We start from the raw sequence: 22,159 nt of genomic DNA, 5'->3' as shown, positions 1-22,159 counted from the left end.
GGCTGAAACCGGTCGGGATCACAGTTTCAGGCGAACGCCGCCATAGACCCTGCGACCGAAGGTTTCGATGATGGTCCGGCGATAGACGCTGTTGGCATTCTCCTTGCGCGTGGCATCGAGCAGATTGACGCCTTCGAGGAAGAAGGCCACGCCCGGCATCACCGTGACATTGAGCGAAGCGTCGAGCTGGCCATAAGCTTCGCCGAACTCGGGATTGTTGCCGCGTCCTTGCGCGACCAGCAGATATTTGGATCGCCAGTTATAGGCACCGCGCAAGCTGATGACATCATCCTCATAATAGGCCGACAGATTGTAGCTGTTGCGCGACAGACCCTGGAAGGGCAGCGAATCCCCGGTGAAGAAATCCTTCCCTTCGTAACCGCTATCCTTTGAATAGGTGTAGTTGGCGATCACGCCCATATTCTTGACGACAGGCACGTCGATGAAATCGAAGGCTAGCTGCGCGCCCGCCTCGACACCATTGATCGTGACCTTCTGCGTGCCGTTGGTGGGCACCAGAATATTGTAGGTAACGCCCGTCGGATCGACATAGGCCTCGGTCGTGTTCTGAATGAAGCTGCTGATCTCCTTGCGGAAATAGGTCACTGACGCGAAGCTGGTCTTGTTCAGATAATATTCCAGGCCTGCATCATATTGGCGCGCGCGGAAGGGCTGGAGCCCCGGATTGCCGCGCGAGCCGGACAGGCCGACAACGTCCAGCGTGAAGCGCGGGGCCAACTGCTGCGGCAGCGGGCGGGCCATCACTTCGGTTGCGGTGACGCGTGCCTGCAACTTGTCGGGGATCAGGTCCGCCTTCAGGTTGATCGACGGCAGGAACTCGGTGTTCTTGCTGGTATAGGACACCGGTGAAATGACCGGCAGCGCGCCACCACCCGGCGAGGTGCTCTGGAAGCCCGACGTGTTCACCTTGGTATTGACGACGCGGGCGCCGATCACGCCGCTGACCGGCACCGGACCGACATCGAATGCGAAGGCGGCCTGTGCGAAACCGGCAAAGTTGCGTTCGCCGACTTCCCATGTGTCGGTAAACACCTGACAGGTGCCACCCGATCGTTCCGGGCAGCCGCCTGCCTCGAACGGATCGGGCACGCCGACCGCGTCAGCGACGCCCTGCGTCATATTGAGCCAGCCAGTGTAGCCGTCTGAGAAACCGAGGTCGCCGGTGTTGAAGAAGGGCGAGGTGCCCAGAGCAGCGTTGCCGCTGACAATATTCTGGATGCGCGCCTGCACAGCCGGATCGGAAAAGCCGTTGAGCGTGGTCGTGCGGGTGAAGAATTTGCTCTTCACCGTCAAATCACGATACTGACCGCCTACCTTGATGGAGGTGATGATGCCAGCGTCGGGCTTATATTCGGCGTCCAGCTTCGCCATCTTTTCCGACTGATCATCGTAGCGCGGGCGGCGCAGCACGGTCAGCTGATTGATGCCGTCCGTCGTGGTGGGATCGAAGGGCAGGGTGATCTTGGGCGCGTGCTGGCCATTGCCATAATCGACCTCCAGCCAGGGCATTCCCGTGACGGCGGCGGTCGCATTGATCTCGTTATTATAGGCTTTCGCCTTGGCGTAGGAGATTTTGGGCGTCAGCGTCAGGTTGCCGGTGGTCCATTCCGCGCCCAGCGCGACATTATAGGTCGTGCGGCGGATATCGCCCAGAATGTTGCGATAGGACACGCCGAGCTGGCTGGCCTGTGCCAGCGCGGTGTTGTTGGTCATCCGCAGATACTGGACGGTGTTGTCCGGGCCAACGACGGTGTTGGCGGTGTCGATGATCCCGCCGCTAGTGCCGGTCTGCAGATATTGCGACGTGACCGACTGGTTGGACCGGGTCCAGTTGCTTTCCAGATAGGCCTTGAAGTCGTCGCTCGGACGCCATTCCAATATGCCATTCAATGCATAGCGGCGGGTTTCGAGTCGATCGATCACGTAACGTGGAATATCCGGAATGAAATCCCTGACGCCGTCGCCGTTCAGATCCCTGCTCTGGACCCAACCGGTAGTGCGCGCCTGATGGTCCTCGACATTGCGGTTCTCAAACGTGCCTGACACCAGGATGCCCAGCGTGCCGTTGGCGAATGTGTCGCTGCCGATGATGGCGAGGCGGGGGTCCATATGGTCGCCGATGTCGGCATAGATGGCCTGCGCCGAGCCTGCGAGATAGGGCTTGCCGCCATTGTCGAACGGCCGGCGCGTGATGACGCGCACGGTGCCCCCAACGCCGCCTTCGGTCATGTCCGCCGTCGCCGACTTCACGACCTCCAGACGGTTGACGAATTCGGACGGCAGATCGCGGAAGTCGACATCGCGGCCGCCACCCACCGTAGTGGAGAGGGCAGTCGTGCCGTTGATTTCGACACGGTTCAGCGACGGATCCGCCCCGCGAATGGTGACGCCAGCGCCTTCGCCACCAGCGCGCGAAATCTGCACGCCCGTGACGCGCTGGAGCGCTTCGCCGACATTCTTGTCGGGGAATTTGCCGATATCTTCTGCCGAGATCGCATCCAGCACCTGCGGAGCGTTGCGCTTTGCGTTAAGCGCACCCTGTAGGCTGCTACGGATGCCGGTTACGACGATATCGGCAGCCTGTACATCTTTGCTATTTGAGACATTTGCCTCAGCCGGATCAGATGCGGACGAATCCTGTGCTGCAGCTGCTGTTGACGCGATGGCAAGCAGCCCAAAGTAGGAAATCGAAGCTAGTTTGGCACAACGCAGATGCATAAGCATCATCTCCCATTCCACATATTGAAATTATGTCTCTTTATGTGGACATACCGTCTTCATCACCTGAGAACAAGAATTAAATCCCTCTAAATGGGATATCATTTCAAACTGAGACATTCGTCCAGCGGACTGTCGTTTCTTTTTTTGGGCGATCCGTTCAGAAGGAATGGAATCGGGTGAAGGCTCCAGCCCGCAATTGCGAGGGCAAATCAGCGTCGGAATTTGACTGATGGGGAGGTCAAGCTGAGCAAATCCGCTTCACGATGTTCTAAGCGCGATGCGATGCGATATGATGTCAATGCCAGCCAGAACACGCTCTGAGGTGACCCACGGGCAGTTAGAGGCATCGTGGTCAAAGCGCCAATTCGTACCGGCACCGCGGGAATCATGCATTGAAGATTATCCGCAGCTGGGCGTGCAGAAATTCTGGAGGAACGGCGGATTTTGGTCGGCTTTGGCGCGTAGCCATTGCGATTTGCCGTGCCGCCACCGTTATCTTCCCGCAGGCAGTACGTGCCTCATTCCTCTGCCCCAATCGACGATAATCGGTGCGTCCAGCGGTGACCAGGTTGGCGCCCTAAACATTATCGCGCCAAACAGGTCCGAACGCAGATAGCCGGACAGCCAGATTTTGAGGCGGGCGAGCTGTTGCTCAGCGAACCAGTCCGGGTCAACCGCCGCAAATTGCCGTACGAACGGAATGATCGCCGCATCTGCCAGACTGGGTGTAGCGCCGCCCAGATTCGCTGCCTTGCTCAGCCGATCTTCGATCTGCTCAAGGAACGCCAGCCCATTCATGCGGTGCGTTTCAGCATTTGAGCCATGGCGTTCGGAATATTTGTAGCGATCCAGGGCATATTTGAATGGCCCATCATTGGCTATAATCAGCGCAGGATCATCCCGCTCTAGCCAGCCTTCTGGATCATTGCGCGCCAATGCCCAGTGCATGATGTCGATGCTTTGATCGATCACCTTGCTATTAGGCAGGACAAGAACAGGGACAGTGGCTTTCGGAGAGGTTGCGAGCATGGCCTCGGGCTTCGTGGACAGTTTGACCTCGCGCAGTTCGACAGGCGTGGCGCTGATCGCGAGAGCCAGCCTTGCCCGCATCGCATAGGGACAACGCCTGAAACTGTAGAGCACCGGGAGCAGCACGCTATAGCGCGCCGTCGTTGATCAGGTTGTAGGCAGCGCTCAGAAGCTTATCCATGTCCTCATCGCCCAGGACATAGTGTGGATCATATTCCAACCCGACGCGCCGCGTACGACGCCAATGATCAACATAAAGTCCCTTGTCCGGGCCGAATATGGAATGAATATGGCGTGCCAGCACAGATGGACAGTCAGGGCGGTTTGCCAAACGGAAGATCGTGGCGTCGACGACATGTGGCCCGATCATGATCCACAGGTGCCCATCCCAGGGAAGCGCATCGGCAGCGAACGGGTTGCCTTCGCCGGACGGAAGCTGACCGCGGCGCACCAGAACGCCATCGACGCTCAGCGCTCCGGCCACAAGGTAGACAGGCACCTGAAGCCGGCGCTGGAGCTGAAATGCCAGCGTCGCGCTCAGCAAGTCATCATTTCGAGCTGCCTGCGGAAACAGTTTGAGAATCTTCGAGGCGCAAGCGGCGATGGCGGCTTGGTCCTGCTCGCTCCAGACATAGGCTTTAAATGCCTTGGCGGCCGCCCACCCGTGGGTTGCGGCGACGCGCTGGCCGAGTTGGGCAAAGTCATTCACGGTTGGCATCGGCAGTCTCGATTGGCTTCAGGTGTTCAGCAATCCGGCGCTGATAGGCGAAAAACTGCCCGTCCGCATCTAGAGACAAAAAATCCACCGCTAAACGGCCATTGTGGGTCGGGCCAAGAAGTAGCGCTGCATCGATCAACCACCTCCGTTGAACCAGCATGCATTTGGAACGGTGCTGCTGCACATCCTACGGAACATGCGTGGCTTATCGACACACTGCCCATTTGTCGCACTGGATGCTGTTCGCGCCTGGAAGGCCGTGCAGATAGTCCTGTGTCCAGCGCACCCCGTCCACAACGACATTGTCCAACGTCATCGGGGCCACGTCCACGGTGACGGACGGCATCGTCTCGCGCCCCACCTTGATGTTCGCCAACCGCAGGTCGCGGACCGGCGCTTGCGGTAAGCCCCGCACGATAAGAACGCGCTCCGTCGATCGGACCGTAATATCCTGCGCGGACACATGGGCTACCTGGGGAACATGACCGCCCCCATTGCCTTCTTCGTAGAGCATCCAGATCTGAATGAAGGCCTTGTCCACCGCCCCGGCATGGAGCCGGCGCAGATGGATGTTCTCGATCATGCCGCCGCGATAACTGTTCGACTTGATGATCAGCACGCGGGTCAAATGCGGGCTGTCCATCCTGCAATCGTGGATAAAGACGTTGCGCACGCCGCCGGTCAACTCGCTGCCAATGGCAACGCCGGCATGACCATCCTTCATCAGGCAGTAGCGAATAACGATATTTTCGCACGGTTTGGCGAGCCGTCGCCCATCGGCATTGCGCGCGGCCTTGATGGCGATGCAGTCGTCGCCGGTATCGAATATGCAATTCTCGATCAGGACGCCATCACAGGATTCGGGATCGATTCCGTCATTATTGGGGCCTTTGCTGGCGCAGGTGACGCCGCGGAAGGTCACCGCAGTGCAATCCACCGGATGCACCTGCCAGAAGGGTGAAGCTTCCACGACGATGTCCTCCATCGACACGCGGTTGCATCGATAGGGCTGGAAGAAAGAGGGACGCAGGCGGCTCCCCTCGCCAAACACCCGCTGCGCTACCGGCACGCCACGCTCGGCCATGTCGAACAGCCGCGCACGGTCTGCCGCCTGGCGTTCCTTCTCCGGCGTATCCCGATAACGGTCCGCCCAGGGGCCTTTCCAGGGCCACCATGTCCGGTCATCCGCCGATCCATCGATCACCCCGCCACCTGTCAGGGCGACGTCCTCTTCCTCGAAAGCGTAGATCAACGGGTGATAGCCCATCAATTCCACGCCCTCCCATCGGGTATGGACGGGCGGTAGATAGCGTGCCGGTTCCGCGATGAACTTGAGGCGGGCGCCCTTTGGCACATGCAGTTCCATGCGCGAGCGCAGGCGGATAGGGCCGGTCAGCGTCACGCCCGCCGACACGATGATCCGGCCACCCCCCGCGTGCGCGCAGGCCGCGATCGCGCGTGAGATTGCAGCGCTGTCGTCGGTACGGCCATCCGCAACGCCGCCGAAATCTTTGACCTGGAATTCGCGATCCGGGATGCGCGGGCGTGCAATGCCGTCTGCGATGAACCTTGCCTTTGCCTCGAAACTATCCTCCTGAGCCGCCGCCCATGCCGGTCGGGCGGAGGCTGCTATACCCAAGGCTAAGGCGCTCTTCACGACGTAGCGGCGCGATGGCTCCTCTTCGGACGGGCAGGCGACATTCCTAGTCTGCTCTGCCATCTGTCTATTTCCTCGCACGCAATTCGACGCTGCCTGGCTTTAGACCTTGCGCTGTCGCTGTGACGCGGAAGGCGCCATCTCCGGCACCGCGGACCAGGGCGACCGCAACGCCACCCAGCGCGGCGCGATCGTGCGAAGGAAAGGGCGTATGATCGATAGACGAGCCATTATCCGTAGCGATCAGAGACCCCGGCCCCTCGATGGCAAAGCGCAGATTTTGGGCGGCGGACGGAACTATAACGCCGTTGGCATCGACCACATGGGCGCGGACATAGGTCATGTCGTCGAACGTCGATCCGATAACGGGCATGTCCGCTTTCAGGGCGATGCGGACCGGCTTCCCGGCCGTCCGCAAACTGTCCGAAACGCCATCCGCGCCGGGATCGCGGCAGGTGGCGCGTACCTCGCCGGGGGCATAACGGACCGCCCAGCGTCGCGGCGATGCATCCTGATGGATCGGCAGCGTGCCCAGTGATCGACCGTTGAGAAACGCCTCGACCTGCTGACAATTGCTGTAGACCTCGATCGTCTCGTCGTGCGGGCTGCGATCTTCGGGTGTCCAGTCGTCGAACAGCGCGACCTTGGGCTTGGGCGTCGCAACCGCGATCATAGTCGGCAGAACCGGCTGATTGGGTCCGCCCGCGCCATCGGTCGACGGACCAGCTGCTGCCGGATCGGCATTGCGCACGACATGAAGGACTGGCCGCTGCGACCACCAGCTTTCCCGCTCCATGCCGCTGATCTTCTGGCGGCCGGTGCGGTCGAGCAGCCCGGCGGGATTCTGGATATTGGGCCAGCCGGACCGGTTCGCTTCCCCCAGATAATCGATGCCCGTCCACAGGAACATGCCCGAAAATGGCGCGTAATCGCGGACAGGCACCCAATTGGTGCGATTATGCGCATTTTCCGTCCCGACAATGCTGCGCCTGGGATTTTGCTTGCTCGCCGCGATCAGTTCATTCTCACGATAATTCTGGCCCACCACATCCAGCATGTCGGCCAGACCGTTTTCATAATCCTTGGTGACGTTCGGTCGGAACAGCGCCATCGTGACCGGGCGCGACGGATCGGTGGCATGGACGATATCGAGGATGCTGCGCAGCGCCGCCTTGGCCTGCACCGGATAGGCGGTGTCGTGAATTTCGTTGCCCGCGCTCCACAGGATGATGCTGGGATGGTTGCGGTCGCGGCGCACCATGTCGAGCGTATCGCGCTTGTGCCAGTCGCCGAAGAAAAGATGATAATCCTCCGGCGTCTTGGCGACATTCCATTGGTCGAACAGTTCGTCCATCACGACCAGTCCGAGTTCGTCGGTCAGGTCGAGAAATTCCGGGCTGGGCACATTATGCGCGGTGCGGATCGCATTGACGCCCTGGCTCTTGAGTGCGGTCAGGCGCTGGCGCCAGACGGCCAGCGGAACCGCCGCCCCGACCGCGCCGCCATCATGGTGCAGCGCAACGCCCTTCAGCTTGAAGTTACGACCGTTCAGCCAAAAGCCGGTCGCGGGATCGAAGCGGGCTTCGCGTACACCGAAATGGACAGCTTCATCGTCCAGGACGGAGCCGTCGGCAGCCAGCACACGGACAGCCGCGTGATAGAGTTTCGGGTCGTCGATGTCCCATCGCTGGGGATTGGCGAGCGCGGCTTCAACCGGGACGATCACCGTCCGGCCTGCCGCCACGCTTGTAACCGGCGCCTTGCTACGTGCGATTTCTCGTCCGTCGGGAGCCGTCAACACCACCTCCACCGTCACGTCCGTCGGCAGATCGGCGCTATTTTGGACTTCGGTCGTGATGGCGATGGTCGCCCGGTTGCCGGTGAGGGTCGATGTGCGTATATAAGCGCCACCCTGCGGAATATGGACGTCGCTCGTCTCGATCAGGCGCACGTGGCGATAGATGCCTGATCCCGTGTACCAGCGCGATGACGGCGCGGCTGACGTGTCGGCCCGCACGGCCAGCATATTGCGCCCGTCCGCACGCAGATGGCGGGTGATGTCATAGCGCTGGCTGACATAACCCATCGGGCGCTGGCCGACATGGTGCCCGTTCACCCAGACGCCGCTGCGCTCCATGATGCCGTCAAATTCGATGAAATAGCGGCGACCCGGCTTCGGCGTGACATCCAACGGCTTGCGATACCATGCGACCCCGCTCGGCAGAAAACCATTTTCTCCCGCTGCCTTGGCGTTCGGATCGAAGGGACCGGCGATGGCCCAGTCATGGGGTACTGATACATTCTGCCACTTACTATCGTCGAGATCAGCTGTTTCAGCATTCTGCGGATCGCCTTGAATAAAACGCCAGCCGTCCGCCAGTTGGGTCAATGCCCGGGGCGCAGCGGACGCGGTGCCGAGGGATGCCAGACCTGCAAACAGAGCGCATATGACGCCAGTAAATATGTTTCGCGGGACATCCTGTGACGGACACAGATTGCCTACATATCTGTTACGCATGCACATTTCCTCTCCGCGGCAATTTGCCGTCCATTTTCCTCTTGAAGTGGCGCCGCACGCGCAGCGCCTACCATCCATGTTGTGAACAGACTTATTGAATATCCCTCTATTTGCAATATGGTTTCAACATGAGGTTTTTTGGTGCGGTTGGATAGTGTAATTCGAACCTGACCAGCCGCGTTCGGCTGCATGGATAGGCAACATCACGTTCTCGCCGCCTTGCAGATACTCGGTGGGCTATGACAGCTGTGATCTGTTCGACCTGGGCGAGTTCGACTCGACGAGCCGACCGAAGATGGCGATGGGAGTGGAATAGCGAGGTCGATAGCGAGAAGGGCAATTTCGATTATCTGATGGGATCGGATGTCGAGTTTCGAAACAACGCCGTTTATGAAGAGCTGAAATATTGGGGATGTTTGCTGGCGGAACAACTGCCATGAGACGGGTTCCGCCTGGACGCAGCCAAGCATATCCCCGCCTGGTTCTTTCGCGACTGGGTCGGCCATATGCGCGAAAGCGTGAATAGCGAGCTTTTCGTCGTCGCCGAATATTGGCATCCCGACATGGAGGCGCTTCAGGCCTATCTTGATCTGGTTGATCAGCAGTTGATGCTGTTCGACGTCGGCTTGCTGCACCGCTTGCATGACGTGGCGCGGGCCGGTGGCGATTTCGATTTGCGCACCCTATTCGATGATGCGCTGGTTGCGGCATCGCCCCACCATGCCATGACGATCGTGGGCAATCATGACACGCAACCGCTTCAGGCTCTCGAGGCGCCCGTAGAGGACTGGTTCAAGCCGCTGACCTATGCATTGATCCTGATCCGTGAACAGGGCGTGCCGTGCATCTTCTACCCTGATCTCTATGGCGCGAAATATAGTGATGCGGGCGGGGATGGCGAAACCCATGAGATAGAGATCATGCCGGTTCCCTACCTGCCAAAGCTGATCGAGGCCCGGCAGCGCTTTGCCAACGGGCCGCAGACCGATCTGTTTGACAACCAGATTGCCTTGGCGTTATCCGGCACGGCACAGCGGAGCAGGCCGGTTGCATTCTTCTCGTCAGCAATGGCGCAGAGACGACCAAGATCATCGAGCTTGGGACAGAGCATGCCGGGGTAAGCTTTCGCGACTTTTTGGGTGATTGCGAAGAAGAGATAGCCGCCGATGATGCCGGAAAGGCGGCGCTGCGCGTCAACGGCGGCTCCGTCAGTCTGTGGGTACGGACGGACAGTCAGGGCTAAGTCGACGAGGCGTCAGGATCGAGGCGGTCGCGCAGCCAATATTCTTCGTTCCATCAAGGCGCAATCCACCGCCATGGGCGTAGTGTCATTATCCATATCGCGCTTCTTTGAGAGGCCCAGCGCGCCGCCAATCGATTTGCCAACCGCTTTGATGATGGAACCCGCGCCCACCTTGCTGCCGGGAGGGTCGCCGGCGGCGCTCAGCGTCGGTGCTGAAAAGCTGCCGCCCACCCTGATCGGATCGACAAGGCGCAGGCCACTCGGATCGCGCGATCGCCCCCTGATCGTGAGCGCTATGCGCTCGGTCGCGAGCGACATGGTTCCCTGGCCCGTACCAGAGGATATGGATGTATCGACCAGAAATGGAGACGGGGTAAGGATGCCGCCTTTGGCCGCAAAGTCGATGGCAAGGCAACGCAAGGGTATTTCCGCGTCCTTGTTGCGCAATGCAGCCCCGATCGCCTTGCCCAAATCCTGCCCCAGAACGGCGGCGAGCGTGCGTTTCACCTGCCCGTCGCGCACCACCAACCCGGCATGCCCGTCGGCCCTGCCAAGCGCTTCCCGAATTGTATCGCCCGTGCCCGACAGCTTTACCCGGCCGCGCAGAGCGCCGGTCGCGCCCTGTGTCCCGATCAATTTTTCGAGGCGCCCGTCGGTAAAGAGCAGATCCATGGCAAAATATGGTTTCGTGACGCCGCCGCGCTGATCGATCCTGACGGTGCCGTTCATCCGTCCGCTCGACATGTTCGCACGGATATCATCGAGTTCGAGCAATTTGCCGGTGAGCCGGATCGTACCAGCCAACGACCGGAACACCGAATCCGTCAGCAATAGCCGATCCGCCTTGAACCGGACGACGCCATCGGTCGGGCCCACCTTCGCAATGTTGATACGGGTGCCGGGCAGGACGCGCGGCCCGATACTGGCTTCGATCGCCCTGGCTTTGGCTTTGCCTTGCGCGTCGGAAAGATCGTCGAAATCGAAGGCGCTGAAATGTACATCGGCATCGATCTTCGTGCGCTCGTCGCGCTTCAGGATGTCGGCTTTCGCGACCAATGGGGATCGGCCTATACGACCTGTCATATGCTCGACGAACCAGTCTCGCCCGGCATGGCGGACCTTGGCGTGCAGATCGATGGGCTGGGTGCCGAACAGACCGGCCTCGATCACGTCATCGAGATATTTGAGATTTGGTGATGTCGCGCGGACATCGAGCGACATGGATCGCAGGTTGAGCGGCCCGCGTGTCTGTCCCGAAGCGTCAAGATGCAGCAAGGGCGACTGGAGTTTCAATTCGATCGGATAAGCCGCATCGCGCCTTTGGCCCGAGATTGACGCGCCCGTGATGGCCAGCCGTGCAGGTGCGTTGTGGAAGCGACCGGCTGCATCGATGCGCAAGCCCTTCCCATCAGAAGCAAAGGTGCCGGAAAGCAAAAGGGCGCGCTTGGCATCCTTTAGGGACAGGCGGCCATCTGGCACGAGCAATCGCCCCAGGCCGCTGCCTTGATCGTCGCTGCCATGTCCATCCTTTGGTCCTTCCCAGTTCGCCCGCCCTGAAGCGTCGCGAACCAGCGCGAGGGATAGTCCGCGCGCCACCGCACTGTCTGGCCGGGCGCCGCCACCTGTAATAAGCGAGAGGATCGAAATTCGGACTTCCACCGATTGGGCTTGAACCATGTTGCCAGTGCCTGCCCATCGCGGCTGCCGGATCGCCAGATCCCGTATCACGATCGTCGGCGTGAAGGAGAAAGCCTCGCGCCGTCCGATCGAGCCGATGGACACATTCGTTGCGAACCTTGCGCCGATGTGACGAGCGATCCTGTCCTTGAACAGGCCAACGGGGAAGGCGGCGAGGGCGATGAGGCAGGCTGAAGCAAACAGGGTCAGGCCGACCAATATCCAGCCGATCCACCGCAGGCGGGGCCCTCTCTCCATCTTTATCATTGCGCGCTAACGCCTGGACCGTTCGGCGGGTCCATACCGGCCTGACCCAGTTTGGATTTTTGTGGGTCGAGGTCGGGTAAATGGCCGCGTTGATGGCTGGCCATAACGGGTGCAGCCAACCCAGGTTAAGCCGTCACGGGAAAATTGATCGGTGGCGTGATTTAGCGGTGAACAAATTGCGTCTGGCGCGTTGTGAAGGCTGAGGCCGATCTCGTCGGCCAATGCCTCGAACAGCAGGGACGAACCTTCGATATGCGCGACAGGCGCATAACGACGGCAACATATGGTCCGCCCCATTGCAATCTGACGACAAGCAGAAAGGCGACCTTCAAATGGCCAGGACTCCGAAATCCAGCGGCAAGACGACCGGCGGCGAAACCCATCAGACTGCCGAGAGTCTGGATGCGGCCGTCCTCACGACCAATCATGGCGTACCGATTTCCGACAATCAGAATTCGTTGAAGAGCGGATCGCGCGGACCCACGCTGCTGGAGGATTTCGTCCTTCGTGAGAAGATCTTTCACTTTGATCATGAGCGCATCCCCGAGCGTATCGTCCACGCGCGCGGATCGGGCGCCCATGGCATATTCGAGGCGACTGACGACATTTCCGATTTGTCCAGGGCAGCAGTCTTTACCAAGGGCGAGAAGACCGAGGTATTCGTCCGCTTTTCGACCGTGGCGGGTGGCGCGGGGTCGGTCGACACGCCGCGCGATGTGCGCGGCTTTGCCGTCAAATTCTACACGCGCGAGGGTAATTGGGATCTGGTGGGCAATAACATCCCGGTCTTTTTCATCCAGGACGCGCTCAAATTTCCCGACCTCGTCCATGCGGTCAAGATGGAGGCCGATCGCGGCTATCCGCAGGCCGGAAGCGCGCATGACACCTTCTGGGACTGGGCTTCGCTGATGCCCGAAACCACGCATATGCTGATGTGGGCGATGTCCGACCGGACCCTGCCACGCTCATTTCGCACGATGGAAGGGTTTGGCGTCCACACCTTCAAACTGGTCAATGCCAAGGGCGAAGCGCATTTCGTCAAATTCCATTGGAAACCGCGACTTGGGCTTCAATCGACCATCTGGGACGAGGCATTGAAGCTTCAGGCGGCCGACAATGACTATCAACGCCGAGACTTGTTCGAGGCGATCGATGCAGGCGATTTCCCGGAATGGGATCTGGGCATTCAGATTTTCGATGAGGCCTTTGCCAATGCGCAGCCTTATGACGTACTTGATGCGACCAAGCTGATTCCGGAAGACGATGTGCCGGTGCGCCTTATCGGTACGCTGACGCTTAATCGCAATGTCGATAATTTCTTCGCTGAAACAGAACAGGTCGCATTCCTGCCCTCGAACATCCCGCCGGGCATCGATTTTTCAAACGATCCGCTGCTTCAAGGCCGGCTCTTTTCCTATCTCGATACCCAGAACTCGCGGCTCGGCACCACCAACTTCCATCAGATTCCGGTAAACGCGCCGCGCTGTCCATTCGGCAATTTCCAGCGTGATGGTAAGATGCAGACAATGGTGCCCAAGGGGCGCGCCAATTATGAGCCCAACAGTCTGGCAGCGCATGGAGAGGAGGGCGGTCCGCGTGAGAGCGAAGATACCGGCTTTGTCACGGTGAATACCGCCACCGGTCCTGATGAGAGTGGCGACAAGCTGCGCGTGCGGTCCGATACTTTTGCCGATCATTACAGCCAGGCGCGCCTTTTCTACCGCTCACAGACGAGCAGTGAACAGGCGCACATCGCTTCGTCCTTCGTGTTTGAACTTTCGAAGGTTGAACTGCTTGATCAAGTGCCGGGTCGCATGGTCGCCAATCTGCGCAATGTGGACGAAGATCTTGCCAGGCGCGTCGCCGATGGCCTTGGCATCGATCTGCCGAAGAAGGCGGCTGCCGCAAAGGAGCCGATCGATATGCCGCCGTCGGACGCGCTTTCGATCCACAAGAATATGCAGGCGACCCTCGAGGGACGAAAGGTCGGCATTCTGATCGCGGATGGAAGTGACGCAGACGAGTTAGCCGCAGTTGTGGCAGCAGTGAAGAAAGCTAAAGGCAAGGCGGTGATCGTCGCACCAAAGGTGGGAGGCGCGAAGCTCTCCGATGGCAAGCGGCAGAAGGCTGATGGGCAGCTTGCCGGGTCGCCCAGTCAGATTTTCGACGCGGTGGCGATCATATTGTCGAAAGAGGGCTGTGCGATGCTCGTCAACGAGGCTGCCGCCATCGAATTCGTGATGAACGCCTACGGCCATCTCAAGGCCATAGGCGCAAGTGCCGCAGCGCAGCCGCTGCTCGACAAGGCTGGCGTGATGCCCGACGCGGGCGTTACGGCACTTGATAGCGCTTTCGTGAAGGCTGCGACTCTCCGCTTTTATGACCGTGAGCCTTCGCTACGCATCCTCGCCTGAAAGGATGTGATGATCCATTTTCCAAGCGCCCGGCGGTTCACGTAAATCGCGAACACAGGCTTGAGCCGCCGAGCGCTATGTTCTCAGGAATGGAGAGCGCGCCGGATCAACGGCGTCGGCATCCAAGGGGTGGCTGATGGGCTTATGATGTTGGAAGCCTTTGACGGCCCCAGCGCGCCTTATACAGGCAGATGCCGGGATCGACCTGCGCATTACGCCACGATAGCGTCCCGGCTTCTCCGCCTTCACCACCAGCCGGTTGGTGCGGCCTGCGATCATGTCCATTTTGCCGGCAAGGCCGGGTATCCGGAAGCTGTGGATCACGACTTTGGCCATCAGTTCTAATACGACCGTCCGGCCGACGGGTACGCGAATTTCGTTGGCCGAAGATAATGGTGGTGCATTATCGGACGGTCGATAGGCAACCCGCCACCAGAATTGCTCGCCTTCCACCCGGATTACCAGATCGCCCGGATCGGCCGGGCGGGGACGTATGGCAGGCAAAGCGTAAAGCAGGAGCCCAGTCAGAATGAGCGTCGGCCCGATCGCCCCGACCCAGAGGATCATGCGCATGCCCTGTTCATGGCTGAGACTATGCTCGGACGCACGGACGGCCCGAACATAGAGGGCGACGGTGATTGCCACGATAAGGATCGCGCCTGACGTCAGAATGATCGCGATGTGCCGGATTGCGCGCGCATCGGCACCAAATACTGCCAGCGTCGATTGCTCCGCACTACAGCCGGTCAGAGCAGCGACCAGCATGGTCAGAAGCAGCATCCGCGCCATCTGGTGTGATAATCCCCTGTCGCTTCCCTGCGTTATATTCTTTCCCAACCCGTCAATTGTCGGGCGGTTCAAACATTTCTGCGGCGCAACAAACGGCAATCGAAAATGGGGGGGCGACATGGGCGCCGGAACCGATACCCTATCGAAATGTTCTTCTTCTCGAATAGTTTTGAAGGGGATCATATGTCGGACACCATCGCACCGCAGGCTGAGCCTCCCCGTCTTTCCGATGCCGCCTTCAAAGCAGAATTGACGAGGGTTATCCCACAGTTACGCGCCTTCGCCCGCAGCCTTTGTGGAAATCACGATCTGGCGGACGACCTTGTCCAGGAAACGATGATGAAGACATGGGCCGCTCGGCAACGCTATGTCGCTGGCACGAATTTCCGTGCATGGACCTTCACGATCCTGCGCAATCATTATTTCAGCCTGACACGTCGTCGCCGCTTCACCGGCGAATGGGATGACCTGGTGGCAGACCGTGTTCTGGCCGCGCCCGCTTCGCAGGATAGCAGCATTGAACTGCGTGACCTCATGCGCGCGCTCTTGCAATTGCCCGAGCCGCAGCGCGAAGCGTTGATCCTTGTCGGGGCCGGTGGAATCTCCTACGAAGAAACCGCTGAAATCGCGGGGGTCGCCATCGGCACGGTCAAGAGCCGTGTGGCCCGGGCGCGCATGGCGTTGGAAGCCTTGATGAACGATGGAGTTCTCGAAACCGCGCGCGCTGATTTTGACAATGAAGAAGATGCCGTTGTCAGCATCTTTGCTTATCTCGACAATATTCAGAACCGTCAGCCAACGCCACCTGATGTGTCAGGGCTGCTGGCACTGGCCGCCTGAGCGGATGATGAAGCGGAGCAAGGTTCGATCCGGCCCCGCTTCCTGGTTTCGTCAGGGCTATAGTCAATGACATCCGATCCAGATCAGTCGCCGATGGATGATCCCAGCGCGCCGGATGATGCCCTGTCGCCGGATGAGGCGCAGGATGTCCGGCGGCGCCAGGCCAGTTCGCATATGGTCTTGCATGAGGCCGTGCGGCTCCAGGGCGAGGAGGAACTGGCAAGGCCTGTCGTTGCTCTGCTGCTTTCGGGTCTCGCAGCCGGCCTCGCCATCACCATATCGCTGCTGGCGGAACTCTATCTGCGCATGCGCTTGCCGGACGAGCGCTGGGCCGAGCTTGTCTATCTGCTGGGCTATCCCGTCGGTTATGTGATCGTCATCATGGGGCGGCTACAGCTTTTTACCGAGAGTACGGTAACTGCCGTGCTCCCCGTGGCTGCACGGCCCAGCATTGCCGGGCTGGCGCGGCTTGCAAGGCTATGGTCTGTCGTATTGACCGCAAACCTCATCGGTGTGTTGATCGTAGTTGCGCTGATGGCAGGTGAGGTCGTCATCACGCATGAGCAAAGGCTAATTGCGATCGATATCCTGCAAAAGCTGCCCGCGCAGGAGGGGCTCAAGACGCTCACATTAGGTATTCCGGCCGGCTTCCTGATGGCGTCCATCGCCTGGCTCCTGCCCAATGCGAAAGGCAGTGAATTCTGGGTCATCTCTTTATTGACCTATGTCATCGCGCTTGGCGGCTTCAGCCATGTCGTGACCGGCTTTTCGCAGACAGCCTTTCTCTGGCTGAACGGTTCCATGACCGTTGCGGATATGCTGCTCGACTTTTTGCTCCCGGCTTTCCTTGGCAACATCATTGGAGGAACTGGCCTGTTTGCCGTGTTGGCGCACGGTCAGATGAGGGAAGATAGCGAGGCGGCAGAAGAGGAATAGCCAGCCGCTAATCCGCCTCGCCGCGAGGCGACGCGGGAACCAGGATCAAAGTTCTCCCTTCGACGCGCCAGGAGGCGAGTTGCGACAGGAAGTTCATGCCCAATATGTCGACCGGGCCGAGGGCAGGGGAGATGACCGTCTTGAGGTTGCTTGCCTCGATCGAGCCGACGGCGAGCCGGTCGATCGAGCCAGTTTCAGCCCGCACGGCGCCATTGGCCGTCTGAAGGACGACGGGCATCAGGCTGGTACCCTTGGTTACATTCGCTTGGGCCGCGGTCTCTTCGGAAATGGCCGAGATCGTTGCGCCGCTGTCGATCAACATGCGGCGCTGTACGCCATTGATCGACGCCCGTGCCCAGAAATGCCCATCGGGGCTCATAGCGATACGCACGTCCGAGCCCGTCATGCGCTGGTCGTCCAGGCCAAGTTGAGACTTTATCCGGGAAAGGGTCGGATCGAACGGCGCCTGCTGGAACAGAAAGAAGAGGCACAGGGCCAGCAACCCGATCGAGCACAGCGTTCGCAAGATGCGTCCGACGAACGGAATGTTGAACAGGATGATGAGGAAGATGGCAGCGCCTACGGCGTAGAGCGCCAGTTGCTGCCATTCAGGGTTGGCGCTGATCTCGACTGGTCCACGCCAGCGCAAGGCTGCGATCACCGGGCGGACGTGGCACTGGCGGGCGCGACCCGCCAGACCGTGTTCGACAGGTCATCGGCCACGATGAGGCTCCCACGCGCCGGATCATAGGTCACGCCTACCGGGCGGCCGCGTGCGTGCCCGTCCTTGATGAAGCCGGTCAGGAAATCGACGGGTTTTCCCGCCGGACGACCATTGGCGAACGGCACCCAGACGACCTTGTATCCGGACAGATCCTGCCGGTTCCAGCTGCCATGCTGCCCAACGAAAGCGCCCTGTGTGAAGGACGGGCCCAGGCCGGCACCGGTCACGAAACTGAGGCCGAGGGCGGCAACATGGGAGCCCAGCGCAAAGTCTGGGCGGATCGCCTTTTCGATCATCTTCGGGTTCTGGGGATGGACGCGCGGATCGACATTTTTGCCCCAGTAGCTGTAAGGCCAGCCGTAGAAGGCGCCGGGGCGCACGGATGTCAGATAGTCCGGCACGAGTTGCGGCCCCAGCTCATCCCGCTCGTTCACGACCGACCATAGCGCCTGCGTCTGCGGATTGATGGCAAGGGCCGTGGGGTTGCGGATGCCGCTGGCAAAGGTCCGGTGCGCGCCGGTTGCGCGGTCGATTTCCCAGATGACGGCGCGATCTTCCTCCACCGCCATGCCGCGCTCTCCCACATTGCTGTTGGAGCCGATGCCAACATAGAGTTTCGTGCCATCCGCGCTGGCCGTCAGCGCCTTGGTCCAGTGATGGTTGAGGCGGGACGGCAGCTTGGTAACTTCCTGACCAGGCGTCGCGATCCGTGTTATGCCGTCGCGATAGGGGAAACGCAGCAGGGCATCCTGATTGGCGACGTAGAGGCTGCCGTCCACGAAGGCGAGGCCATAGGGCGCGTTGAGGCCATCGATGAAGGTGGTGCGCATCTCCGCCTTGCCATCGCCATCGGCATCGCGCAACAGCGTGATGCGATTGCCGCCCTTTACCGGCGTCTTGCCCAGGCTCTTGATATAGCCCGCGATCACATCTTTGGGGCGCATGAGCGGGGCGCTGCCGCCTGACCCTTCTGCCACCAATATGTCGCCATTGGGCAGGACAAGCGTCTGGCGCGGTACCTTGAGGTCGGTTGCCAGCGCCGTGACCGTAAAGCCCTGTGGCGCGGTCGGGCTTTCGCCATCCCAGCCCTCGGGAGTCGCGATCCTGATCGGCGGAACCAGCGTTTGACGCTGTCCGGGAAGGTCGGGATTGGCGCCGGTCTGGTCAAGCCCTGGCTGGCTGCTGCCGCATCCGGCGAGTGCGAGGGTGAAGAGGGCGGCGCAAAGGCTGCGCGCAGGAGCGATGCTCATCGGGCAATCTCCCGCACAGTGCGGTGAGCGACCCAACTGGCCGCCAGGGCAAAGACCGCGCTGATGATCGACAGGATGAGGCCGGTGACGCCAACCGAACTCCAGGCGTCCTGACTATGCTTGAACGCGTTCACCAGACCCGCAATCCACATGATGGCGATCAACCCCGCGTAGATCAACGATCGCTGCCGATGCGCCCGACGCCGGGCGACAATTGCAAGAATGATGCTCCAGACCAGCACCAGAGCGCCGGCCAGCAAGGCGCCCGCGATCAACCAGGAGGAGAAATTGGTCCACTGGATTTCAGCAGTCTGAAGATAGGCGATGTCGGTCAGCAGCGCGACCGTGAATAGCGCCACGGGAAAAGCCAGGAGCAAGCCGTGCAAGGGATGCAGAAAGGGCCTGAAGCCCATAGGCGTACCGGGCAAGGATGGTCTCCTGCTGGGATTGAAATAGAGATATAATGCGCTGCCTGCTCAAATAGTTGCGGTAATGACGCTGTGCCTAACGATCCCGGCCATAATCCCACAGGCGGGGCCGCTCCGTCGAGGTCGCAGCGTCATGTTGTCCGCCCGATGCCCGACGGTTCATCTCGCCAAGAACCGCCTGATCGAGGGATGAATTCTGATCGGCCTCGGCTATCATCAGGAAGGCCTCGACCAGATCCTGATCGCCCCATGCCTTGACGTCTCGCTGATCGGTTCCATGTCCGGCCATGTGTGATCCTCCTGATGCCGGCACTGTCGCGGCTTGTACGGCAAAACCATGCGCGCAGGCCCCTGTTCCCATCGATTGATGCAGATCAACACGCTTTTCCTGCGCGGAACAGAGCATCGTGAAGGCGGTTCTCACCAGAGAGGAGAATGATGATGCATAAGGAAAAGGAAGATGGCGAGGTCGTGACGCATATGTCGACGACGGAAGCGCGCAGCGGTTCGCCAACCCGCATGACGCGCAACATATTGGTGATCAGCCTGATCCTTGTGGCGATCCTGCTGGCCATCGCGGTCGGCTTCGGTTTCTTTGAGACAGGCCAGACAGGCGCTGACAACATCAATGCTGACAATATAGCCGCCGGTTCTGTCAATTGAAGCGACCATGCAATTGCCTTGACCTGGATGCGTATCTAATCCTTCAGCCGTGACAGCGATCGAAAATATAGGGCAGCCACAGGCGCGGCGTATCGCCCTCGGCGCGCAAGGTTTCGGGCAGAAGCGCCCTGTTGCGGCCGGAGTCCGCCATCTGCGACAATTATTGGGCAGGCTTCATCTTCACCAGATTGATAGCGTCAATGTCCTTAGCCGCGCCCATTATCTTCCTGCCTTCTCGCGGCTGGGATGCTATGATCGCACGGCGTTGGACGCCCTCGCCTGGGGCAAGCCGCGTGATCGGAAGCTTTTCGAATATTGGGCGCATGAGGCCTCGCTTCTGCCGTTCGATTTCAAACCACTGCTTCGCTGGCGCATGGCGCAGGCCGATCGCGGAGAGGCCGGCTGGACAGGTATGCGGATCTACGCGACCGAGCGACGCAATGAAGCGATGGCGCTCCTTGATCGGCTAAGGATCGACGGGCCTATGGCGGTGTCCGACTTCGAGTCCCACAAGGGGCAGACGGGCTGGTGGGGGTGGAGCGATACCAAGCGCGCGCTCGAATGGCTGTTCTGGGCCGGCCATATCAGCACGGCTAGCCGGCGCGGCAATTTCGAGCGGGTCTATGACCTGACGGAGCGGGTGGTCCCGGCGGACGTCCTGAACCAGTCGACCCCGTCGGATTTTGATGCGCACCGCGCCTTGATTCAATATGCAGCGCAGGCGCATGGCATCGCGACTAGCGGCGAGTTGCGGGACTATTTCCGCCAGTCGCCGCGCGACGCCATGCCCGCGATCCATTCGCTTGCCGAAGAGGGAATATTGGTGCCCGTCCATGTGCCCGGCTGGCGTCATGCCTGGCTGCATCGTGACGCGCGGCGGCCCCGCCGCATCGACGCGCAGGCCCTTCTCGTGCCCTTCGACCCGCTGATCTGGGAGCGCGACCGCACCGAGCGACTGTTCGGCTTCCGCTATCGTATCGAAATCTATGTCCCCGCCGAGAAGCGGGAATATGGCTATTATGTCCTGCCCTTCCTGCTGGGAGACAACTTGGTCGCGCGCGTCGATCTGAAGGCTGATCGCAAGGCTGGTAGGCTGATAGTCCAGTCGATGCACTTTGAACCGGGGGCGCCATCGGACAGCCGTGACGCTCTGAATGAAGAATTGGCGCGAATGGCACAATGGCTGGGTCTGGGCGTTTGGGCGATGGCGCCATCATCACAGGCGAACCTCTAAATCCGGTCAGTGTCATCTCCTGTAGTAATGGCGGAACGGACTTCCCATCTCCCGACCCATGGAGGACTTGATGCCGATCTGCGAAATAACGAGCCTATGCGTGTCTGGCGGATATAGTTGCCGGCGGGAGGTTGTCGCTTGACCAGTCTCCCCGAGACGATCGGATATATCGGACTGCTCGATGACGAGGACATCGAGTTGGATAGCGCTGCGCTGGCGCTCAGTTCGCTCGATCATGAAGGCCAGGATCTTGAACCCTATCTGGAACAGCTGCGCCAGATCAGCGACGCGGTCGAGGCTGCTTCCAAACAGAGCGTCGCAGCAGATCTGGCGTCCGGGGAAGGGCAGGGCGCATTGCTCGCAGAGGTGATTGGCGAACAGTTGGGTTTCGTCGGCGATCGCGACAGCTATGACGCGCCGCTCAATGCCGATATGATCCGGGTTCTCGATCGACGCCGCGGTTTGCCGGTCAGCCTCTCCATTTTGTACGTGGCAGCTGCCCGCCGGATGGGCTGGCGCGCGGACGCACTCAATACGCCCAGCCATGTGCTAGTGAGCGTAGGCCCGCAAGAAGCGTTTGTGAGTTGGTGCCGGAAATTCGGACAGGGTTTTAAGCTCATGCGGACCTGGAGGAATGGACGGGAATGAAGACGACGAGAAAGCGCTACAGCGCGGATTTCAAGGCGAGGGTTGCGATGGAGGCGCTCCGGGGCGATCTGACGCTGGCGGAACTGGCAGCGAAGCATGGCATCGACCACATGATGATCGGTGCATGGAAGCGGCAGGCGATGGATGGGATGGCCAGCCTGTTCGATAGCGGCGATCAGAGCTCGAAGGCTGCCAGTGAGGCGGAAATCGGGAAGTTGCACGCCAAGATCGGGCAATTGCTGGTGGAAAGGGATTTTTTGGCGAAAGCCTCCGGTCGATGAGCGTGGGGAGGGCAAGCCGCAAGGTGCTGGCCTGGCGGCTATCGAACAGCATGGACGCGGGCTTTTGCGTCGAGGCTTTGGAGGATGCGCTGGCCCGTTTC

The 22,159-nt window shown here is 60.3% G+C and carries 20 protein-coding genes and 1 pseudogene; 9 read left to right on the top strand and 12 right to left on the bottom strand.

The features are described from left to right. Positions 1-18: 18 nt before the first annotated feature. From BMX92_RS18740 to BMX92_RS18720, 6 genes are all read right to left on the bottom strand, one after another. On the bottom strand, positions 19-2,739 hold the full coding sequence (locus BMX92_RS18740; RefSeq protein ID WP_093019418.1) for a TonB-dependent receptor: 2,721 nt from the start codon (positions 2,737-2,739) through the stop codon (positions 19-21). 495 nt (positions 2,740-3,234) lie between these two features. Continuing rightward, positions 3,235-3,897, bottom strand: a complete 663-nt coding sequence (locus tag BMX92_RS18735) for a glutathione S-transferase (protein ID WP_093019313.1) — start codon at positions 3,895-3,897, stop codon at positions 3,235-3,237. A gap of 1 nt (position 3,898) precedes the next feature. Next, positions 3,899-4,489 carry a hypothetical protein gene (locus BMX92_RS18730; RefSeq protein ID WP_093019311.1) on the bottom strand — a complete coding sequence of 197 codons (591 nt, stop codon included), beginning with the start codon at positions 4,487-4,489 and terminating at the stop codon, positions 3,899-3,901. Then, positions 4,473-4,628, bottom strand: coding sequence for a hypothetical protein (locus BMX92_RS27440; RefSeq protein ID WP_177185138.1), 156 nt, complete (start codon positions 4,626-4,628; stop codon positions 4,473-4,475). The genes BMX92_RS18730 and BMX92_RS27440 overlap by 17 nt, the downstream gene beginning before the upstream one ends. A 66-nt stretch (positions 4,629-4,694) precedes the next feature. After that, positions 4,695-6,209 carry a glycoside hydrolase family 28 protein gene (locus BMX92_RS18725; RefSeq protein WP_093019309.1) on the bottom strand — a complete coding sequence of 505 codons (1,515 nt, stop codon included), beginning with the start codon at positions 6,207-6,209 and terminating at the stop codon, positions 4,695-4,697. 4 nt (positions 6,210-6,213) lie between these two features. Next, the gene (locus BMX92_RS18720; RefSeq protein WP_218145804.1) at positions 6,214-8,535 is read right to left on the bottom strand and encodes a glycoside hydrolase family 2 TIM barrel-domain containing protein; all 2,322 of its coding nucleotides are present in this window, start codon (positions 8,533-8,535) and stop codon (positions 6,214-6,216) included. A 635-nt stretch (positions 8,536-9,170) separates the two neighbouring features. Between BMX92_RS18720 and BMX92_RS28085 the strand changes: the two genes are divergently transcribed. Both BMX92_RS28085 and BMX92_RS28425 read left to right on the top strand, forming a co-directional pair. After that, a complete protein-coding gene (locus BMX92_RS28085) occupies positions 9,171-9,785 on the top strand; it encodes a hypothetical protein (RefSeq protein ID WP_371262475.1) in 615 nt (204 codons plus the stop codon). After that, the gene (locus BMX92_RS28425; protein WP_371262477.1) at positions 9,683-9,907 is read left to right on the top strand and encodes an alpha-amylase domain-containing protein; all 225 of its coding nucleotides are present in this window, start codon (positions 9,683-9,685) and stop codon (positions 9,905-9,907) included. Before BMX92_RS28085 ends, BMX92_RS28425 begins: the two co-directional genes overlap by 103 nt. A 12-nt stretch (positions 9,908-9,919) precedes the next feature. Here BMX92_RS28425 and BMX92_RS18710 read toward each other — a convergent pair whose 3' ends face one another. After that, positions 9,920-11,842, bottom strand: coding sequence for an AsmA family protein (locus BMX92_RS18710; protein WP_177185137.1), 1,923 nt, complete (start codon positions 11,840-11,842; stop codon positions 9,920-9,922). Between the two features lie 341 nt (positions 11,843-12,183). Between BMX92_RS18710 and BMX92_RS18705 the strand changes: the two genes are divergently transcribed. Continuing rightward, positions 12,184-14,265: a catalase gene (locus BMX92_RS18705; RefSeq protein ID WP_093019305.1), complete on the top strand. Its 2,082-nt coding sequence runs from the start codon at positions 12,184-12,186 to the stop codon at positions 14,263-14,265. Between the two features lie 75 nt (positions 14,266-14,340). Here BMX92_RS18705 and BMX92_RS18700 read toward each other — a convergent pair whose 3' ends face one another. After that, positions 14,341-15,237 carry a hypothetical protein gene (locus tag BMX92_RS18700; protein WP_256213505.1) on the bottom strand — a complete coding sequence of 299 codons (897 nt, stop codon included), beginning with the start codon at positions 15,235-15,237 and terminating at the stop codon, positions 14,341-14,343. Here BMX92_RS18700 and BMX92_RS18695 point away from each other — a divergent pair, their 5' ends adjacent. Together BMX92_RS18695 and BMX92_RS18690 are read left to right on the top strand one after the other, a co-directional pair. After that, positions 15,238-15,894, top strand: a complete 657-nt coding sequence (locus BMX92_RS18695; protein WP_093019414.1) for a sigma-70 family RNA polymerase sigma factor — start codon at positions 15,238-15,240, stop codon at positions 15,892-15,894. A 174-nt stretch (positions 15,895-16,068) separates the two neighbouring features. Further along, complete coding sequence (locus tag BMX92_RS18690) at positions 16,069-16,830, top strand: formate/nitrite transporter family protein (protein ID WP_256213508.1); 762 nt, start codon at positions 16,069-16,071, stop codon at positions 16,828-16,830. Between the two features lie 7 nt (positions 16,831-16,837). On the opposite strand, the gene BMX92_RS18685 is transcribed toward BMX92_RS18690, so the two are convergent. From BMX92_RS18685 to BMX92_RS18670, 4 genes are all read right to left on the bottom strand, one after another. Further along, a complete protein-coding gene (locus BMX92_RS18685; protein WP_256213504.1) occupies positions 16,838-17,479 on the bottom strand; it encodes a retropepsin-like aspartic protease family protein in 642 nt (213 codons plus the stop codon). A gap of 8 nt (positions 17,480-17,487) precedes the next feature. Further along, entirely contained in the window at positions 17,488-18,804 is a 1,317-nt protein-coding gene (locus BMX92_RS18680; RefSeq protein WP_093019301.1) for a PQQ-dependent sugar dehydrogenase, read from the bottom strand. After that, entirely contained in the window at positions 18,801-19,217 is a 417-nt protein-coding gene (locus tag BMX92_RS18675) for a DUF2231 domain-containing protein (protein WP_093019299.1), read from the bottom strand. Before BMX92_RS18675 ends, BMX92_RS18680 begins: the two co-directional genes overlap by 4 nt. 91 nt (positions 19,218-19,308) lie before the next feature. Then, entirely contained in the window at positions 19,309-19,521 is a 213-nt protein-coding gene (locus tag BMX92_RS18670) for a hypothetical protein (protein ID WP_093019297.1), read from the bottom strand. Between the two features lie 146 nt (positions 19,522-19,667). Between BMX92_RS18670 and BMX92_RS18665 the strand changes: the two genes are divergently transcribed. From BMX92_RS18665 to BMX92_RS18650, 4 genes and pseudogenes are all read left to right on the top strand, one after another. Continuing rightward, entirely contained in the window at positions 19,668-19,895 is a 228-nt protein-coding gene (locus BMX92_RS18665; protein ID WP_256213503.1) for a hypothetical protein, read from the top strand. 49 nt (positions 19,896-19,944) lie between these two features. Next, complete coding sequence (locus BMX92_RS18660; protein ID WP_256213502.1) at positions 19,945-21,129, top strand: winged helix-turn-helix domain-containing protein; 1,185 nt, start codon at positions 19,945-19,947, stop codon at positions 21,127-21,129. Positions 21,130-21,267: 138 nt separating this feature from the next. Then, positions 21,268-21,777, top strand: a complete 510-nt coding sequence (locus tag BMX92_RS18655) for a transglutaminase family protein (RefSeq protein ID WP_093019293.1) — start codon at positions 21,268-21,270, stop codon at positions 21,775-21,777. Then, positions 21,774-22,043 (top strand): annotated as a pseudogene (locus BMX92_RS18650) (transposase); the annotation flags it as partial. The gene BMX92_RS18655 and the pseudogene BMX92_RS18650, both read left to right, overlap by 4 nt. Between the last annotated feature and the right edge of the window lie 116 nt (positions 22,044-22,159).

The sequence above is a fragment of the Sphingobium sp. YR768 genome (genome assembly GCF_900111125.1).
Lineage (GTDB): Bacteria > Pseudomonadota > Alphaproteobacteria > Sphingomonadales > Sphingomonadaceae > Sphingobium.
Note: the sequence above shows the minus strand (reverse complement) of the source record. Positions and strands in the feature narration are given on the sequence as shown.

Coding starts and splice junctions, on each gene's coding strand:
- BMX92_RS18740 (WP_093019418.1), bottom strand. CDS start 2,739: ATGCATCTGCGTTGTGCCAAACTAGCTTCGATTTCCTACTTTGGGCTG.
- BMX92_RS18730 (WP_093019311.1), bottom strand. CDS start 4,489: ATGCCAACCGTGAATGACTTTGCCCAACTCGGCCAGCGCGTCGCCGCA.
- BMX92_RS18725 (WP_093019309.1), bottom strand. CDS start 6,209: ATGGCAGAGCAGACTAGGAATGTCGCCTGCCCGTCCGAAGAGGAGCCA.
- BMX92_RS28085 (WP_371262475.1), top strand. CDS start 9,171: ATGCGCGAAAGCGTGAATAGCGAGCTTTTCGTCGTCGCCGAATATTGG.
- BMX92_RS18710 (WP_177185137.1), bottom strand. CDS start 11,842: ATGGAGAGAGGGCCCCGCCTGCGGTGGATCGGCTGGATATTGGTCGGC.
- BMX92_RS18705 (WP_093019305.1), top strand. CDS start 12,184: ATGGCCAGGACTCCGAAATCCAGCGGCAAGACGACCGGCGGCGAAACC.
- BMX92_RS18700 (WP_256213505.1), bottom strand. CDS start 15,237: ATGATCCCCTTCAAAACTATTCGAGAAGAAGAACATTTCGATAGGGTA.
- BMX92_RS18695 (WP_093019414.1), top strand. CDS start 15,238: ATGTCGGACACCATCGCACCGCAGGCTGAGCCTCCCCGTCTTTCCGAT.
- BMX92_RS18690 (WP_256213508.1), top strand. CDS start 16,069: ATGGTCTTGCATGAGGCCGTGCGGCTCCAGGGCGAGGAGGAACTGGCA.
- BMX92_RS18680 (WP_093019301.1), bottom strand. CDS start 18,804: ATGAGCATCGCTCCTGCGCGCAGCCTTTGCGCCGCCCTCTTCACCCTC.
- BMX92_RS18675 (WP_093019299.1), bottom strand. CDS start 19,217: ATGGGCTTCAGGCCCTTTCTGCATCCCTTGCACGGCTTGCTCCTGGCT.
- BMX92_RS18670 (WP_093019297.1), bottom strand. CDS start 19,521: ATGGCCGGACATGGAACCGATCAGCGAGACGTCAAGGCATGGGGCGAT.
- BMX92_RS18665 (WP_256213503.1), top strand. CDS start 19,668: ATGATGATGCATAAGGAAAAGGAAGATGGCGAGGTCGTGACGCATATG.